General features: G+C 67.5%; 17 protein-coding genes. 15 read left to right on the top strand and 2 right to left on the bottom strand.

Annotated features, from left to right (window positions below):
• Positions 1–145 precede the first annotated feature (145 nt).
• The 5 genes from WDM86_19305 (at position 146) to WDM86_19285 (ending at position 6,189) form a co-directional block, all read left to right on the top strand.
• Positions 146–1,528, top strand: a complete 1,383-nt coding sequence (locus WDM86_19305) for a pyridoxal-phosphate dependent enzyme (protein MEI9992173.1) — start codon at positions 146–148, stop codon at positions 1,526–1,528.
• 11 nt (positions 1,529–1,539) lie between these two features.
• Complete coding sequence (locus tag WDM86_19300; protein ID MEI9992172.1) at positions 1,540–2,700, top strand: cystathionine gamma-synthase; 1,161 nt, start codon at positions 1,540–1,542, stop codon at positions 2,698–2,700.
• 201 nt (positions 2,701–2,901) lie between these two features.
• On the top strand, positions 2,902–3,711 hold the full coding sequence (locus tag WDM86_19295; GenBank protein MEI9992171.1) for an SDR family oxidoreductase: 810 nt from the start codon (positions 2,902–2,904) through the stop codon (positions 3,709–3,711).
• The gene (locus WDM86_19290) at positions 3,708–4,760 is read left to right on the top strand and encodes a phosphotransferase family protein (GenBank protein ID MEI9992170.1); all 1,053 of its coding nucleotides are present in this window, start codon (positions 3,708–3,710) and stop codon (positions 4,758–4,760) included. Before WDM86_19295 ends, WDM86_19290 begins: the two co-directional genes overlap by 4 nt.
• Before the next feature lie 205 nt (positions 4,761–4,965).
• Positions 4,966–6,189 carry a dicarboxylate/amino acid:cation symporter gene (locus WDM86_19285; protein MEI9992169.1) on the top strand — a complete coding sequence of 408 codons (1,224 nt, stop codon included), beginning with the start codon at positions 4,966–4,968 and terminating at the stop codon, positions 6,187–6,189.
• Here WDM86_19285 and WDM86_19280 read toward each other — a convergent pair.
• Positions 6,183–7,499, bottom strand: coding sequence for a M23 family metallopeptidase (locus tag WDM86_19280; protein ID MEI9992168.1), 1,317 nt, complete (start codon positions 7,497–7,499; stop codon positions 6,183–6,185). The two genes, WDM86_19285 and WDM86_19280, sit on opposite strands and share 7 nt — an antisense overlap.
• A 91-nt stretch (positions 7,500–7,590) precedes the next feature.
• Here WDM86_19280 and WDM86_19275 point away from each other — a divergent pair, with 91 nt between their 5' ends.
• The 3 genes from WDM86_19275 to WDM86_19265 are packed head-to-tail and all read left to right on the top strand — an operon-like array spanning position 7,591 to position 8,876.
• Complete coding sequence (locus WDM86_19275; protein MEI9992167.1) at positions 7,591–7,875, top strand: hypothetical protein; 285 nt, start codon at positions 7,591–7,593, stop codon at positions 7,873–7,875.
• Positions 7,876–8,355, top strand: coding sequence for a CinA family protein (locus tag WDM86_19270; GenBank protein MEI9992166.1), 480 nt, complete (start codon positions 7,876–7,878; stop codon positions 8,353–8,355).
• Positions 8,356–8,408: 53 nt separating this feature from the next.
• Positions 8,409–8,876, top strand: coding sequence for a GreA/GreB family elongation factor (locus tag WDM86_19265; protein ID MEI9992165.1), 468 nt, complete (start codon positions 8,409–8,411; stop codon positions 8,874–8,876).
• Between the two features lie 126 nt (positions 8,877–9,002).
• Here WDM86_19265 and WDM86_19260 read toward each other — a convergent pair whose 3' ends face one another.
• The gene (locus WDM86_19260) at positions 9,003–10,586 is read right to left on the bottom strand and encodes a DHA2 family efflux MFS transporter permease subunit (protein MEI9992164.1); all 1,584 of its coding nucleotides are present in this window, start codon (positions 10,584–10,586) and stop codon (positions 9,003–9,005) included.
• Positions 10,587–10,648: 62 nt separating this feature from the next.
• Here WDM86_19260 and WDM86_19255 point away from each other — a divergent pair, with 62 nt between their 5' ends.
• The 7 genes from WDM86_19255 (at position 10,649) to WDM86_19225 (ending at position 17,252) form a co-directional block, all read left to right on the top strand.
• Positions 10,649–11,260 (top strand): TetR/AcrR family transcriptional regulator, encoded by a 612-nt coding sequence (locus WDM86_19255; protein MEI9992163.1) that lies wholly within the window; start codon positions 10,649–10,651, stop codon positions 11,258–11,260.
• Positions 11,257–11,697, top strand: a complete 441-nt coding sequence (locus WDM86_19250) for a PaaI family thioesterase (GenBank protein ID MEI9992162.1) — start codon at positions 11,257–11,259, stop codon at positions 11,695–11,697. Before WDM86_19255 ends, WDM86_19250 begins: the two co-directional genes overlap by 4 nt.
• Complete coding sequence (locus WDM86_19245; protein MEI9992161.1) at positions 11,694–12,770, top strand: HlyD family secretion protein; 1,077 nt, start codon at positions 11,694–11,696, stop codon at positions 12,768–12,770. The genes WDM86_19250 and WDM86_19245 overlap by 4 nt, the downstream gene beginning before the upstream one ends.
• Positions 12,771–12,877: 107 nt before the next feature.
• Complete coding sequence (locus tag WDM86_19240) at positions 12,878–13,780, top strand: hypothetical protein (GenBank protein MEI9992160.1); 903 nt, start codon at positions 12,878–12,880, stop codon at positions 13,778–13,780.
• Positions 13,781–13,885: 105 nt separating this feature from the next.
• A complete protein-coding gene (locus WDM86_19235) occupies positions 13,886–14,869 on the top strand; it encodes a divergent polysaccharide deacetylase family protein (GenBank protein ID MEI9992159.1) in 984 nt (327 codons plus the stop codon).
• A 135-nt stretch (positions 14,870–15,004) separates the two neighbouring features.
• Complete coding sequence (locus WDM86_19230; protein MEI9992158.1) at positions 15,005–16,438, top strand: PAS domain-containing protein; 1,434 nt, start codon at positions 15,005–15,007, stop codon at positions 16,436–16,438.
• Between the two features lie 31 nt (positions 16,439–16,469).
• Positions 16,470–17,252: a hypothetical protein gene (locus WDM86_19225; GenBank protein MEI9992157.1), complete on the top strand. Its 783-nt coding sequence runs from the start codon at positions 16,470–16,472 to the stop codon at positions 17,250–17,252.
• Positions 17,253–17,254 lie beyond the last annotated feature (2 nt).

Raw genomic sequence — 17,254 nt, 5'->3', positions numbered from 1 at the left:
TGCGAAACTGCCGTTTTCGCCTGCTTCGCGACAGCTTAATTCGCTTGATGCCATGCCCGCCGCCCGTTTCTGTCTTTTGCCGATTTCGCCTCGGATCGCCCGCTTTCGCGTTATCCTCCCGGCGCATCCCTTCGGCTCCCGATTCATGCCCGCACCGCGTCCCGTCCGCTCCGCTCTCGACCTGATCGGCAACACGCCGATGATCGAGCTCACGCATTTCGACACCGGCCCCTGCCGCCTGTTCGCCAAGCTGGAGAGCCAGAACCCCGGCGGCTCGATCAAGGACCGCATCGGCCTTTCGATGATCGAGGCGGCGGAGAAAAGCGGCGCGCTGAAGCCCGGCGGCACCATCGTCGAGGCCACCGCCGGCAATACCGGCCTCGGCCTCGCCCAGGTCGCCACCGCCAAGGGCTACAAGATCATCCTCGTCGTCCCCGACAAGATGGCGCGCGAGAAAATCCTGCACCTGCGCGCGCTCGGCGCCGATGTCCGCATGACGCGCTCCGACGTCGGCAAGGGCCATCCCGAATACTACCAGGACATGGCCGAGCGCATCGCCGCCGAGCACCAGGCCCATTTCATCAACCAGTTCGCCAACCCCGCCAACCCGCTGGCGCACGAGACCACGACCGGCCCTGAGATCTGGGAGCAGATGGACCGCGACATCGACGCCGTCGTCGTCGGCGTCGGCTCCGGCGGCACGCTGACCGGGCTCGGCCGGTTCTTCGCCCGCGTCTCGCCGAAGACGCGGATGGTGCTGGCCGATCCGCTCGGCTCCATCCTCGCGCCGCTGATCAAGACGGGCAAGACGGTCGAGGCCGGCTCCTGGACCATCGAAGGCATCGGCGAGGACTTCGTGCCGCCCAACGCCGTGCTGAAATTCGTCAAGACCGCCTATTCGATCCCCGACAAGGAAAGCATCGAAGCGGCGCGCGCGCTCCTGGAAAAGGAAGGCATCCTCGCCGGCTCGTCCTCCGGCACGCTGCTGGCCGCGGCGCTGCGCTATTGCCGCGAGCAGACCGAGCCCAAGCGCGTCGTCACGCTGGTCTGCGACAGCGGCAACAAATACCTCTCCAAGGTCTACAACGACTATTGGGTGATCGAGCAGGGCCTTTCCACCCAGCCGCTGAAGGGCGACCTCTCCGATCTCATCTCGCGCCGCTTCGACAGCGGCGCCACCGTCACGGTCGGGCCGGACGACACGCTGCTGACCGCCTATAACCGGATGCGCGCCGCCGACGTCTCCCAGCTTCCCGTCCTCATCGACGGCAGCCTTGTCGGCATCGTCGACGAAAGCGATATCCTCGCCGCCGTCGAAGGCCCCGAAGACCTGCGCAAGGCGCGCTTCGCCGGCGCGGTGAAGGACGCGATGACCGCGGCGCCGAAGACCTTGCAGGTCAAGGCGCCGATCTCCGCTCTCGAACCCATCTTTGCCCATGACGAGGTGGCGCTGGTCTGCGACGGTGCTAAGTTCGTCGGCCTGATCACCCGCATCGATCTCATCAACCACATCCGGCTGCGCGCCTGAGTGAAGGCAAAATGAACGAACAGAAGAATCGCCTGGCGTTCTCGACACGGACGATCCATGCGGGGCAGCATCACGACCCCTCGACCGGCGCGGTGATGGTGCCGATCTACGCCACCTCGACCTACGCGCAGGAAAGCCCCGGCGTCCACAAGGGCTACGAATATTCGCGCAGCCAGAACCCGACCCGCATGGCGTTCGAGCGCTGCATCGCCGACCTCGAAAGCGGCAGCGACGGCTATGCCTTCGCCTCCGGCCTCGCCGCCATCTCCACGGTGCTGGAGCTGCTCGACACCGGATCGCATGTCATCGCCAGCGACGATCTCTATGGCGGCTCGTTCCGCCTGTTCGACAAGGTGCGCAAGCGCTCCGCCGGCCTGGAATTTTCCTTCGTCGATCTGTCGGACCTCGCCGCCATCGAGGCCGCGGTCAAGCCCAACACGCGGATGATCTGGGTCGAGACCCCGACCAATCCGCTGCTCCGCCTCGCCGATCTGTCGGCCATCGCGGCGCTGGCGAAGAAGCACTATCTGCTCGCCGTCGCCGACAACACCTTCGCCAGTCCCTATGTCCAGCGCCCGCTGGAGCACGGCTTCGACATCGTGATCCATTCCACGACGAAATACCTCAACGGCCATTCCGACATCGTCGGCGGCTGCGCCGTGACCAAGGACGCCGAGCTCACCGCCCGCCTGCGCTTCCTGCACAACGCCATCGGCAGCATCGCCGGCCCGTTCGACAGTTTCCTCGCGCTGCGTGGCCTCAAGACGCTCGCTTTGCGCATGGAGCGCCACTGCGCCAACGCGCTCAGGATCGCCGCCTGGCTGGAGCGCCATCCCAAGGTTGGACGCGTGATCTATCCCGGCCTCGAAAGCCATCCGCAGCACGCGCTTGCGACGGCGCAGATGCACGGCTTCGGCGGCATCGTGTCGTTCTTCGTCAAGGGCGGCCTTTCCGCCACCAAGCGCGTCCTCGAACGCACGCAACTCTTCACCCTGGCCGAGAGCCTCGGCGGCGTCGAAAGCCTGATCGAGCATCCCGCGATCATGACCCACGCTTCGATCCCCGAAGACCAGCGCGCGCGGCTCGGCATTTCCGACGAGTTGGTGCGCCTGTCGGTCGGCATCGAAGACGCCGACGATTTGATCGCGGATCTGGAACAGGCGCTCGGCTAACCTCTCCCGCTTGCGGGAGAGGTCGAAATTCGCGAAGCGAAGCGGAGCGAATTTCGGGTGAGGGGTTCGCCGCGCGGCGGGCCCTCACCCGGCTCGCTGCGCTCGCCGACCTCTCCCGCTCCGCGGGAGAGGTTATCCTTGCGTCACCGTTGACGCGGCTCCCTCCGCGTCTAACGTGCCGCCGCAACCCGGAGCCATCTCATGTCACACGCGAACGGCCGCAAATCCATCTTCATCACCGGCGCCGCCTCCGGCATGGGGCGCGAGACCGCCAAGCTGTTCGCGTCGAAAGGCTGGTTCGTCGGCGGCTACGACGTCAACGAAAACGGTCTGAAAACGCTGGAACAGGAGATCGGCTCGGACAATTGCAAGACCGGCCTGCTCGACGTCACCCAGCGCGAGAAATTCGCCGCCGCGCTCGCCGATTTCACCGCGCAGACCGACGGCAAGCTCGACATCCTCTACAACAATGCCGGCATCGGCCGCGGCGGCTTCTTCGCCGACCAGTCCTTCGAGGACGTGATGGCGGTGGTGAACACCAATTTCGTCTCCGTCTTGATCGGCATCCACGAAGGCATCAAATACCTCAAGGCGACGCCCGGCTCGCTCTGCTTCACGACCTCCTCGTCGTCCGCGACCTACGGCATGCCCGGCATCGCGGTCTATTCCGCGACCAAGCACGCCGTGAAGGGCCTCACCGAAGCGCTCGCCGTCGAGTTCAAGATGATCGGCGTGCGCGCCGCCGACGTGCTGCCCGGCCTGATCGACACGCCGATCCTCCCGCCGGGCCTCGCCGCCAACGCGCCGAAGGAAGGCATGTTCCGCGCCATCCCGCCGATCGAAGTCGCCAAGGTCGTGTGGGAGGCCTATCACTCCGACAAGCTGCACTGGTACGTGCCGCCGGAGATATTCGAGCTCGACAAGGCCGCGACGCTCGATCCCGAAGGCACCCGCGACGGCATGGCCGCCGGCACGCTGTTCGAGACGCTGAACAAGCTCTCCAAGTCATGAGCGACGCGCTTCTCGGCGCGGTCGCGCCCGCGCTGCGCTTCGACGAGGCGGCGCTGAAGGCCCATCTCGAACGCCATGTCGAAGGCTTCGGCCGCGACATGGCGGTGCAGCAGATCAAGGGCGGCGCCTCCAACCCGACCTTCAAGCTGACCACGCAAGGTCCCGCCGGCCCGCTGCATTATGTCCTGCGCAAGAAACCGCCGGGCCAACTCCTCGCCAGCGCCCACCAGGTCGACCGTGAATACCGTGTGATGAAGGCGCTCGACGGCACCGGCGTGCCCGTCCCGCGCATGCGCCATCTGTGTACGGACGATAATGTCATCGGCACCGGCTTCTATGTGATGGACTTCCTCGAAGGCCGCGTCTTCCGCGACGCCAAGCTTCCCGGTCTCACCCGCGCCGAACGCGCCGCCGTCTACGACGAACTCAACGCCACGTTGGCGAAGCTGCACAAGGTCGATTATGAGGCCGTCGGCCTCGGCGATTTCGGCCGCCCCGGCGGCTATTTCGAGCGCCAGGTGGCGCGCTGGATCAAGCAATATCGCGGCGCCGAAACTGAAAACATTCCGGCGATGGAAAAGCTCATCGAGGAACTGCCGAACCTCATCCCGCCCGACCAGTCGGTCTCCATCGCCCATGGCGATTACCGGCTGGAGAACACCATGTTCCACCCGACCGAGCCGCGCCTGATCGCGGTGCTCGATTGGGAGCTCTGCACCATCGGCCATCCGCTGGCGGATATTGGCTACAACTGCTTTCTCTGGCATTCGGAGTCGGAAAGCTGGGGCACCCTGATCGGCGTCGATTTCGCTTCGAGCGGAATCCCGACCGAAGCCGAGTATCGCGACGCCTATTGCCGCCGCACCGGCCGGGCCTCCATTCCGGACTGGAATTTCTATCTCGCCTTCGGCGTCTTCCGGCTCGCCTCGATCAGCCAGGGCGTTTACCGCCGGGTGCTGAGCGGCGTCGCGCCATCCGACCGCCCGGCGATCAACGGCACGCCGCGCCTCGCCGAACAGGCCCTCGAACTGCTGCATCGCGACGATTAGAGATTTCAAAGAAAAACTGTCATGCCCCGCGAATGCGGGGCACCCAGGTGACGCTCGCACCGCTCGGTGTCACCTGGGTCCGCCGCATTCGCGGCGGATGACAGGTGGGTTGGATTGGGAACGTCGCGCGCCCTATGGAAATCCACCCCTTGCGCTCGCCGCCTGAATTCCGTCCACTCCGCCGCCAACCGGGCAGGGGATTTCTTTGAGCCGTACTTTCGCGCTTCTGCTTCTGACCGCCATGGTGCTCGGCATCGCGGTCGGCCTCGCCGGCCATGCCTGGCTCGATGCCGGCCAGATCGCCCAGCTCACCGACGGCTTCGGCCTCGTCACCTTCGCCTTCCTGCGCCTGATCCGGATGATCATCGCGCCGCTGGTGCTCTCCACCCTCATCGTCGGCATCGCGCATATGGAGGATGCCGCCGCGATCAGCCGGGTCGGCGCCCGCGCCATCGCCTGGTTCGTGCTGGCCTCGCTGGTCTCGCTCGTCCTCGGCCTGATCATGGTCCATCTGTTCCAGCCCGGCGTGGGCCTGTCGCTGCCGCCCGCGGCCGGCGCGGCGCCCGCCACCGCCGCGTCGCTCTCCCTGACCGATTTCCTCACCCATCTGATCCCGCGCTCCATCGTGGAGGCGATGGCGAACAACGAGATCCTGCAGATCGTCGTGTTCGCCTGCTTCCTCGGCACCGCGATGGCCGCGACCCAGGACCGCGCCCCGGCAATCCTGGCGCTGGCCGAACAGGTTGCCGCCGTGATGCTGAAAATCACCAGCTATGTGATGAAAGTGGCGCCGCTCGTGGTGTTCGCCGCGCTGGCCTCGACGGTCGCGACCCAGGGCGCCGGCGTGCTCCTCACCTATGCGCGCTTCGTCGGCAGCTTCTATCTGGCGCTGCTTCTGCTCTGGGCGGTCCTGTTCGCCGTCGCCGCCGTGATCCGCCGCGGCGGCACCGCGGCCCTGTTCCATGCGGTTCGCGATCCGGTGCTGCTGGCCTTTTCGACCGCGAGTTCGGAAGCCGCCTATCCGCGCCTCCTGGAACAGCTTCAGCGCATCGGCCTGCCGCGCCGCATCGTCAGCTTCGTGCTGCCGCTCGGCTATTCCTTCAACCTCGACGGCTCGACGATGTATTGCACCTTCGCGACGCTGTTCATCGCCCAGGCCTATGGCATCGACCTCACGCTGGGCCAGCAGGTGACGCTGCTCCTGATCATGATGATCACCTCGAAAGGCATGGCAGGCGTGCCGCGCGCCTCGCTGGTCGTCATCCTGGCGGCGCTGCCTTACTTCCACATCCCCGAGGCCGGCCTCCTGCTCGTGCTCGCGGTCGATCACCTGCTCGACATGGGCCGCAGCGGCACCAACATCGTCGGCAACGCGGTGGCCTGCGTCGTGGTCGATGCCTGGGAGGGCCGCGCCAAACCGGTTCAGTAGATCTCCGGCCCGTCGACGCAGGACATCCGCGCCAGCGCCGCCAGCGTCGGCCAGTTCTCGTACGGATTGGTCGCGCCGCCGCAGACGAAGCCGCCGCGCACCATGTGGCCGCTGGGGCAAAGCTGGACATGCACATGCGGCCCGGTCGAGCGCCCCGTGCTGCCGGCATAGCCGATCACGTCGCCGCGATGCACGTCGTCGCCCGCCCGCACCGCCAGCCGCGACATATGCCCGTTGATCACCGTCGGCGCGTCGCTGCCCGCCGGCTTCAGCGCCACGAAATTTCCCAGCCCGCCGTCGAACTCCGCGAACATCACGCGGCCATCGGTCATCGCATGCACCGGCGTGCCCTCGCGCACCGCGACGTCGACGCCCTGGTGCTTTTCGCTGCGTCCCGGCGCCAAGGGATCGTCGCGCCAGCCATAGAGGCTCGACACATGGCAGGCCACGCCCGGCGCGAACAGCGCGCCATAGACCCGGTCCTCGCCCGACAGCGTCTCGCCGCCGATCGCGAAGCCGAAGCCGTCGCGCGTGTCGGCGCCGGTATGGTGCCGCCATCCCGCATGCGCCGCGATGGCGATCACGGCGCCGGCCAGCGCGATGCCGCCCAGCGCCACGCGCTTGCGATGAAGCGGCGCGCGCCGCGCCGTGCCGCTCTTGAAATGCTTGGCGAGCAGAAGCAGTCCCGTCCCGCCGATCAGCGCCGGCTCGAAATAGGACACGAGATACGCATTGACCGTCGCCACGCGCGCCGCCGTCGCGCCGCCTGCCAGCGCCAGCACCGGCGTGAACACCCACGGCACCACGCTGGCATAGCCGAGCATGGTCTCGATCCACAGACCCGCCACCGCCAGCGCGAACGCCAGCGCATATCCCAGGACCCGCGTCGCGACATGGGCCTTGGTGTCGAGCCGCGCATGCGCCGCCTTCAAGAGCGCCGCGACGAACAACCCGATCGCCAGATAGGGCAGGCCGTCGTTCAGCGCGTCATAGACCAGCGGCCCGATGCCGAGCGCCACGGCCAGCCGCATCCCCGGCGCCGTCATCGTCATCGCGACGATCAGCAGCAGCGCGCTCGCGATCGTGTTCCCGATCGCCAGCGCCGACGACTCGAAGGCGAACCAGCGCCACAGCAGCCCGTGCGAATGCGTGGCGCCCCTGGCCCGGTTCGGACGGATGCCGACCGCGGCCAGCGTGTTCTCGAGCGAGATATGCGGAAGGAAAGGCGGCGGCTGGCGGACGACCACGGTCTCCGCGCGCAGCGGGCGCCGCCGCGGCGCGAGCCGGTCTCGGCTGTCGTATCGACTCATGCGCGAAGCGGTCCCACAAAATTCTTCGAAGCGGCGCCCTTTGACGCGGCCGATCGTGACCGGATCGCGGCCCCGTGCCAAGACGGAACAAATGCTTGCGACATTGCCGCAGTTTTCGATTCCGGTGGAGAGGCAGCCGGCGCCGGCCTATATTTCCTTCGTTAACGGCGGAACCTTCGCGGCGATGGAAAAATCCTCGAATGTGTCTTCGGCGGAGCGCTGGGAGTGGTACGCCGCCGGCGACAAGGCCGTCGCGCCCCGCGCCCGCCCGCGCGCCTGGGCGAACATCGATCCCGACCGCGTCGTGTTCGAGATCGGCCTCGCGCTTGCCGTGCCCCTCTTGCTCGCCGCGCTGGCCGGCGTGGTCTTCGCCTAGATGCAGGAACTCTTGCCCCTCGCCGGCCGCATCGCCGAGCGCCTCAAGGCGCGCAAGGAAACGGTCGCCGTCGCGGAGTCCTCGAGCGGCGGATTGATCTGTGCCGCGCTGCTCGCGGTTTCTGGCGCCTCGGCCTATTTCCTCGGCGGTGCCGTCGTCTACACGGCGAAGTCCCGCGTCCTGCTGATGGACCTGCCGCGCGAAGCCGTCGCCGGCATGCGCTCGGCGAGCGAACCCTATGCGCAACTCCTGGCGCGCACCGCGCGCGAGCGCTTCGGCGCGACCTGGGGATTGTCGGAGACCGGCGCCGCTGGCCCGACCGGCAATCCCTATGGCGACGCCGCCGGCCACACCTGCATCGCGCTGGCCGGTCCCGTGTCGCGGGCGATCACCGTCGAGACGGGCGAAAGCGATCGCGCTGTCAACATGCGCGCCTTCTCCCGGCGCGCCTTGGAACTTTTGCTCAACGCGTTGGAGTAGAGGAACAATATGGCGCGCCGCCGGTTTCCTGTTTTCCGCCAGAGGAAAGCATCATGAGCCGCGCCTTTGTTCGCGAACGCGACGACGCCCCCGCCGACGGACCGCCCGAGCTGCGCCTCGATAGCGGCGCCAATCTGGTGACGCCGCGCGGCCTGCGCCTGATGGAGCAGAAATTGTTCGAGCTCAACGAGGCGCTCGGCGCCGGCCCCGGCGCCGACGACAAGGCGCGCCTCTTGCGTGATCTGCGCTACTGGACGGCGCGGCGCGCCAGCGCCCAGCTTGTCGATCACACGGCCGATGACGGCGAAGTCGGGTTCGGCTCGGAGATCGTGATCCGCCGCCATGGCGGCCCGCCGGAAACGTTTCATATCGTCGGCGAGGACGAAGCCGATCCGGCCCAGGGCCGCATCTCCTATGTCTCGCCGATCGCCCAGGCCCTGATGGGCGCCCGCGCCGGAGAGATCGTCGAAGTCGAAAACCGCAAGCCGCCGCTGGAATTGGAAGTCGTTTCGGTGCGCTAGCAATTTTCCGGCGCGTAGCGCCATGAATATTTCACGCGGAGTCGCGGATCACGCGGAGGCCACGGTCCACTCCGCGTGCTCCGCGACTCCGCGTGAATCATCTTGCCTGAACCGCGGGCGCGTAACTCAATGCGCCTCCACCGGCGCCGCGTCGTTGGTCAGCTTCGGTACTTTGGCGAACGGCACGATCGCCAGCCCCAGCACGAAGGCAACCGCCAGCAGGTAGAACACGTCCTGGAACGCCTGCGTCAGCGCCTGGCCCGTCACATATTGGGTGATCTCCCCGGAGAGGACCAAATGCGCATGCGCCGCGTCGGCGCCGCGGCCCGCCAGCCGTCCGACCATCGGCCCCAGCATGCTGGTATTGGCGTGGTTCATCGCCTCGCCCAGCCGCTCGCCATGGATGCGGCCATAGTCCTGCAGCAGCGTGGAAGCGATCGCGATGCCGATCGCGCCGCCCAGATTGCGCATCAGGTTGAACAGGCCCGAGGCGTAGCGCAGTTCCTCCTGCGGCACGCCGTTCAGCGCCATGCCGACCGAGGGCACGATGCACAGCAGGATCGCGAAACCGCGGATCGCCTGCGGCCAGAACATCTCCCAGAAGCCCCATTGCGGCCCGATGCCGGAGAACAGCCAGCACGCCAGCGCGAACAGCGAGAAGCCGAACGCGATCACGATGCGCTGGTCCAGCACCGTCGTCAGCCGCGCCGCCAGGGGCGCGCCGAGCGACATGAAGACGCCGGTGATGAACACCGTGGTCCCGATCTCCAGGCTCGAAAAGCCGCGCACTCGGCCGAGGAAGATCGGCGTCAGATAGGTCGCGCCGTAAAGCCCCATGCCGATGATGACGCTGAGCATGCAGGCGATGGCGAAGGTCGGCCGGCGGAACGGCGTCAGCTTCAACACCGGCAGCGCCGAATAGAAGCTGCGCTCGAAGAACACCAGCGCGCCGACGAAGGATATCCAGGCCACCGTCACGATATCCCGGTCCTCGAACCATTGATGGCGCGGCCCTTCCTCCAGCACATATTGCAGGCAGCCCAGGAACACCGCGAGCGAGATCACATGCAGCCAGTCGATCCGCTTGAGCATGGCAAGGTTCGGCTCGTCCACCTTGCCGAGCAGCGGCAGTGCGATGGCGATGAAGGCGCCCGGAACGACATTGACGAAGAACAGCCAGTGCCAGCTCGCGACATCGGTGATCCAGCCGCCCACCGTCGGGCCCAGCGTCGGTGCCAGCGTCGAGACCACGCCCAGGATTGCCGGGATCATCGCGCGCTGCTTGCCGGTGAACATCGTGAAGCCGGTGGCGAACACGGTCGGCACCATGGCGCCGCCGACGAAGCCCTGAAGCGCGCGGAAGATCGTCATCGACTGGATGCTCCATGCCATGCCGCAGAGCAGGCTCGCCAGCGTGAACAGCACCGCCGAGGCGGTGAACAGCCAGCGCGTCGACAAGGCTTGGCTGAGATAGGCGGCCAGCGGGATCATGATGATCTCCGCCATCAGATAGGCGGTCTGCACCCAGGCGATCTCGTCCGGCCCGGCCGACAGCCCGTCCTGGATCGAATTCAGCGAGGCGGCGACGATCTGGATGTCGAGCAGGGCCATGAACTGGCCGAACGCCATGATCCCGAAGATCAAAAGCTTGCGCCCGTGGCTGTATTCCGCGACGGGGGTGGATCGGTCGAACAGGCCGGCGGCGCTCAAATCGGACCCCTTGACGGATTATATTACGCGTATCATATAAATCAGGCACGAGGGAAAGCAAGATGCGCTACGCCGAAACCCACAAGGAAGACACCCACAAGGCGCTGCTGAAGGCGGCGGCGGCGCAGCTTCGCGAGAAGGGCCCCGACCGGCTCTCGGTCGTGGGCGTGATGAAGGCGGCCGGGCTGACCCATGGCGGCTTCTACGCGCATTTCAAGTCGAGGGACGCGCTGCTCTACGAAACCCTGGCTGACGTCTTCGCCCGGTCGCGCCGCCGCTTCGAGCGCCTGCTGGAGGGCCTGCCGCCCAAGCATGCGCTGGCGACCTATATCGACTTCTATGCCGGCGAACGGCACCGCGACGATCCGGCCAATGGCTGCCCGATCACCGCGCTCAATTCCGACATGCCGCGCCAGTCCAAGCGGTTGCGCACGGCCTTCGAGGCCGGCGTGAAATCGCTGGTCGACATGCTCGCCAAGCGCATGGAAGCGGCGGACGTCGCCGATGCCGAGAAGCTCGCGCCCTCCATCCTCTCGGCCATGGCCGGCGCGGTGGCGCTGTCGCGCACGATCTCCGACCGCGCGCTGGCCGACGAGATGCTCGCCTCCACCCGTGCCGGCATCAAGGCGCGGCTCGGCCTCACCGATCTTGCTCTCGCGGAACCCAAATCATGAGCGACCTCGCCCAGCCCAGCGGCCTCGATGTCATCCGTTCGCTGATGAATGGCACGTCCGACTATCGCGGCATCGCGCACACCCTCGACTTCAAGCCGGTCGAAGTGGAAGAGGGGCGCGTGGTTTTCGAAGGCCATCCCTCGAAGAAGGTCTACAATCCGATCGGCACGGTGCATGGCGGCTATGCCGCCACGCTGCTGGACTCCGCGATGGGATGCGCCGTGCATACGCGCCTCAAGGCGGGGCAGGGCTACACCACGCTCGAACTCAAGGTCGCCTATCATCGCGCGCTGAGCGAGGTCTCCGGCCCGGTCCGCGCCGAGGGCAAGGTGATCTCGCTGGGCCGCCGCGCCGCCTTCGCCGAAGGCCGCCTGCTCGACAAGGACGGCCGGCTCTGCGCCAGCGCCACCACCACCTGCCTGGTGTTCGACAGATGAGCACCGCCGCCTTCGAGGAAACCGTCGTGGCACCGAAGACGCGCCTGCGCGCCATTCCGCGCCGCGCTTTGATCGTCGCCGGCGCCGCGATCGTGCTGGCGCTGGCGGGCGCGTGGTGGATTGCGCTGCCGGCCTCCAGCGTCACCACCGACGACGCCTATCTCAAGGCGGATTCCACGCTCATCGCGCCGAAGGTCCATGGCCTCGTCGCGGCGATCCTGGTGCGCGATAACCAGAAGGTCCGGGCCGGCCAGCCGCTGGTGCGGCTCGACGACGACGACTACCGCCAGGCACTGTCGGCGGCCGAGGCCGATGTGCAGACCGCGCAGGCCGGGCTCGACCAGTTCAGCGCGCAGCGCAATCTCGCTTCGGCCAATGCGGCGGCGGCCGAGGCTGCGATCCGCGCCGCCGATGCCGAGAATGTCCGCGCCGCCGCGGACCGGCGCCGTTTCGAGACGCTGATGGCGGAGGGCGACATCTCGCGCCAGCAGACGGAGCAGGCGCGCGCCACCGCGCTCAGCGCCGCCGCCGATGCCGACAAGAGCCGCGCCGGTCTCGCGGCCAGCCAGGCGCAGCTCACCGTCGTCGACAAGACGCGCGGCCAGCTTGTCGCCGCGCTCGCCCGCGCCCAGGCGGCGCTCGTTCTGGCGCGGCAGAATCTCGCCCACACCGTCATCCGCAGCCCGGTCGACGGCATGGTCGGCGACCGCCAGGTGCAGATCGGCGAATACGTCCAGCCCGGCACGCAGCTTCTCACCATCGTGCCGATGGACACGCTCTACGTCGTGGCGAATTTCAAGGAAACGCAGACCGCGCGCATGCTGGCCGGCCAGAAGGCGCATATCACCATCGACGCGCTTGGCGGCGGAACGCTCGACGGCGAGGTCGAAAGCTTCGCGCCCGGCTCCGGCTCGGAGTTCTCGCTGCTGCCCTTCGAGCCCGCGACCGGCAATTTCACGCGCATTGTCCAGCGAGTCCCCGTGCGCATCCGCCTGACGCCCGGCCAGCCGGACCTCGCCCGCCTGCGCCCCGGCCTGTCGGCGGAGGTGCAGGTCGAGTTGCGCGCCCGCTGACGCCGCGCCGGCGACTTAAAGTATTCGATAGAATAGAGTTTCTCATTTTCTTTCATATGGCGTGATTATTTGCTATTTATTGTTCGAATTCCCGGCGGGGACGGGCAATGAGCATCGATCCAGCGCAGACGCCCGAGCCGGAGCCCAAATCCTTCCTCGGCCGGCTGTTCCACTTCTTCGATTCCACGCGCGTCGGGATGGCCCTGCTGGGATTCCTGCTGACCGGCATTCTGGGCGCCGGCGCCTCGGCGCTGCTCAGCGAGGCGCAGCGCTGGCAGGAGGACCAGGCGGCGGCGGCGAAGGAACGCTCGGCGGAGCTGCAGTCGATCCAGACCGGAATCGCGAACGCGATCCTGCAGCGCGAGACCTCCGCCAATCTTCTCCTGGTCGCGTTCCGCGCGGGTGCCAGCGAGGCCGACATCGATCAATTGTGGGACGCCTATATCCAGGCCTATCGCACCGAGGTGCCCGTCGTGCTGGAGGGCCATCTGGCGATCCAGGGCCATGACGAGGACGACATCGTGTCCGACAGTTCGGCCGCGCTGAACGACTTCTGGTATTATCTCGACGGCGTCCTGCAGGCGCGGTTCGAGAGCATGCATGACTGCCTGCTCCAGGCGCATTACGCGTTCAAGGCCGACAGCAACCCGCTGGCCGACAAGTTCCAGCAGGCCCGCAATGTGCTGGACGGCTGCGTGATCGACGCGCGCTGGGACGGCAAAGGCTATAGCGATCCGGTCACCAAGCAAAAAGTCTCCGTCGCGGACTGGGACGATTTCAGGGTCTGCGTCGAGGATTACACCTATCTCCTCGGCATGAGCGCCCGGCTGCAGAACCGGGCGTGGAGCGCAAGCGCGCATTATCGCGACTATGTCTCGCATCTGATCGGCCTTGAGGGACCGAACGACTGCGCCGCGAGCGACGCCCTCTGCCTGCAGCAGCGTTTCCTGGCGAGCCTGCACGGCAAGCTTCAGTCCAGTTGCGGCAACATCCAGGTGAGCTACGAATGACGCGCCGCGCCGCCGTTGACAGTGACTTGCCCCGGCCTACACAGAGCCATGTATCGGCTCAAACCGATTCGCCGCCGTAAGAGGCCGAGGCCGCCGCGCGCGCTGATGCGCGGCGCCGATGTGGCGTTCTTCGTGCTGCTCGCTTTGGCGCTGGGCGTCGGCGGCGAGCGCGCCCTTGCCGGCATCCCGGCGCTGCTCGCCATCGTCGCGCCGCGGGGCATCGCCGCGGCGCAGGCGAGCAGCCCGCCGCGCGAGCCCGCCGCCGCACTCGTTCTTGCCGCGCCGGTCGCGCCCAGCGCTTTCGCGCCGCAGGTTCTCTTCCCGGTCGAGACGCATGATTATCCCGACTGGCTGCTCGCGCGCGTCGCCGCCCCGGACGAAAAATTCGTCGGCACGCCGAAGATCGCCGTCGTGATCGACGATCTGGGCGCCGATCTCGCGCATACCGATCTCGCCATCCGGCTGCCGAAGGCAGTGGCGCTGTCCTTCCTGCCTTATGCCGACGCGACGCCCTGGCTCTCCGCCGAGGCGCGGCGCGCCGGCCATGAGATTCTGCTGCACATGCCGATGCAGGCCGAGGGCGATCACGATCCCGGCCCGCTCGCGCTCACCACCGGCCTTGGCCCCGACGAGATCCGCCGCCGCCTCGTCGCCGCGCTCGCCCGCGTGCCGGACGCCATCGGCATCAACAACCATATGGGAAGCCGCCTCACCGCCGACCGCGCCAGCCTCATCCCCGTCGCCGAGGAATTGGCGGCGCGCCATCTCTTCTTCTTCGACTCGCGCACCACGCCGCAAACCCAGGTCGTCCCGGTGGCGCGCGCCTTCGGCGTCGCCAGCGCCGGCCGCGACGTCTTCCTCGACGACGAGCAGACCGCCGGCGCGGTCGGCGCCCAGCTCATGGAGCTCGAAGCCCGCGCCCGCGCGCAGGGCATCGCCATCGCCATCGGCCATCCGCACGACGTGACGCTCGCCGCGCTGGCGGTCTGGACGGCGCGCGCCGGCGCCCACGGTTTCCTCCTCGTCCCGCTATCCGAGGCGATCCGGCTGAAGACCGAGCGCGACGCGCGCCAGTCGCTCGCGCAATAAGCCGTCGGAGCCGCGTCGGTCCGCGCGGCGTCCCGAAACGATACGAACACGCGAATGCCTCGCAAGATGAAGCCCTAGATTGCGGCAGGACTCTGCGCCATACTGCGCGCGACATCGTTGCGCATGGGGCGCGTGTTGACGGCATTTGTGAAGCCGAACGCCGATGCCGGGGCGGGACTTCCAACCTCGCTGCCGGGCTTGCCGTTTGCCCAGCAGCCCGCCTTGCAGCTCATCTACGAGACCGCGCCGATCGGGCTCGCGTTCCTGTCGCCCGACTGCCGCTACCTGCACATCAATCAGCGCCTTACCGAAATATGCGGGATTTCCGTCGAGGGGCATCTGGGGCGGACGGTGCGCGAATGCGTGCCGGCGCTCGCCGATGCCGTCGAGGCGATCGTCCGCTCGATCATGGCGACCGGACAGCCGGTGACGGGGATCGAGGTCGCCGGGCAGCGCCCCGACCGGGACGAACACCGCGCCTGGATCACCTATTGGCACCCGCTCGAAGGCCCGGCCGGCGAGATCGTCGGCGTCAATGTCGCGGCCGAGGAGATCACCGAACGCAAGCGCGCCGAGGCGGCGCTGAAGGACAGCGAGCGGCAGTTTCACACCTTGGCCGACGCGATGCCGCAACTGGTCTGGATGGCGGAGGCCGATGGCCGGATCTTCTGGTTCAACCGGCACTGGTACGATTACACCGGCGCCGGCGATAACGACATGCGCGACTGGCTGATGTTCATCGCGCCCGACGCGCAATCCGATGCCCGGTATTGCTGGACGCGGTCGCTGGCGGACGGAACGGCGCTGGAGGTCGAATTGCCGTTGCGCGCCCGGGACGGGCGCTGCCGTCCTTTCCTGACCCGGGTCATTCCGTTGCGCGACGCGTCCTGCGCCGTCTATCGCTGGATCGGCACGCATGTCGACATCAGCGAGCAGCACCGCCGCGAAGAGCATGTCCGCTTCATCATCGACGAGCTGTCCCATCGCACCAAGAACCTGCTGGCGGTCGTCATCGCGATCGCCAACCAGACCGCGCAATATGCCGGCGACGTGCCGCAATACCGCACGCGCCTCGTCGAGCGCCTATGGGCGCTCGCGCACAGCCACGATTTGCTGGTCAAGGACAATTGGCAGGGGGCTTCGTTTGGCGATCTCGTCTCCTCGCAGATGCGCCCGTTCGGCGAAACCAGCACCGGCCGGTTCGACGCGGAAGGCCCCTACGTCGTCCTCAAGCCGGACGCCGTGCAGCATCTGGGCCTTGCGCTGCACGAACTGGCGACCAACGCTTCCAAGCACGGCGCGCTTTCGGGAGCGGGGGGCCAGGTGTCGATCCGCTGGGACATCGATGCGACGGGCGCGATCCGCCTCGAATGGCGCGAGACGGGCGGGCCGCCCGTCCAGCCGCCCCGGCGCCGGGGCTTCGGCCATGTCGTGATCGAACAGATCGTCCCGCGCGCTCTGAACGGCGGCGGCAAGCTGGATTTCGCCGCCGCGGGCGTCACCTGGACGTTCGAATTCCGTCCGCGCGACACGACTGACGGGGCGTCCTGCCTCTCCGCGCAGCCATGAACCTTCATCCAGACGAATCCGGAGACCGCGCATGATCGACCTGCCGAGCTGGGCCATCGCCATCGTCCTGGCGGCGGTCTTCCTCCTGAGCATGGAGGGCGGCTGGTTCGCCTATCACAGGCTGAAGCACGCCGAGGCGGGCGGGTCCACCGGCGCCGGCTATATCGTGGGCGCCTCGCTGGGGCTTCTCAGCCTGCTGATGGGCTTCACCCTGGCCCTGTCGCTCGACCGCTACGAAATCCGGCGCAATCTGGTGGTGGACGAGGCCAGCGCCATTTCGACCGTCTGGCTGCGCGATCAATTGCTCGATCAGCCGTTCCGCGGGCATCTGGACACGCTGCTGCGCGATTATGTCCGCGAGCGGCGCAGCATGGCCTCGGTGGGCATGACCAGGGCCGCGCTCGATGCCGCCGACCGCCGGGCGGAGGCATTGCAGCAGCGCATCTGGTCGGAAACCTCGGCGGCGCTGCGGGCGCCGGGAAGCTCCGCCCTGACGACACCCATATTACAGGCGACGAACGGCATGTTCGATCTGCCCTCGGCGCGGCGCGCCGCGCTCGACGCCGTGGTGCCGCCGGCGGTGCTTTGGACGCTGGTGGTGGTCGCCGTCATTTCGGCGGCGACGACGGGCTATGGGCTGGCGGTCGGCGCGCATCGCCACCGCTTCGCGTCGGCCGGCCTCTTCGTCGCCGCGGCGCTCATCATCAGCCTCATCGTCGAGCTCGACGAACCGCGCGGCGGCCTGATCCAGGTGCCGCAGGATCCCATCGACCGCGTCGCCGACTCCATCCTGCAGTCGCCGGTGGCGCCGTAGCA

Origin of the sequence: Rhizomicrobium sp., from assembly GCA_037200045.1 — a bacterium.
Classification (GTDB): Bacteria; Pseudomonadota; Alphaproteobacteria; order Micropepsales; family Micropepsaceae; genus Rhizomicrobium.
Note: the sequence above shows the minus strand (reverse complement) of the source record. Positions and strands in the feature narration are given on the sequence as shown.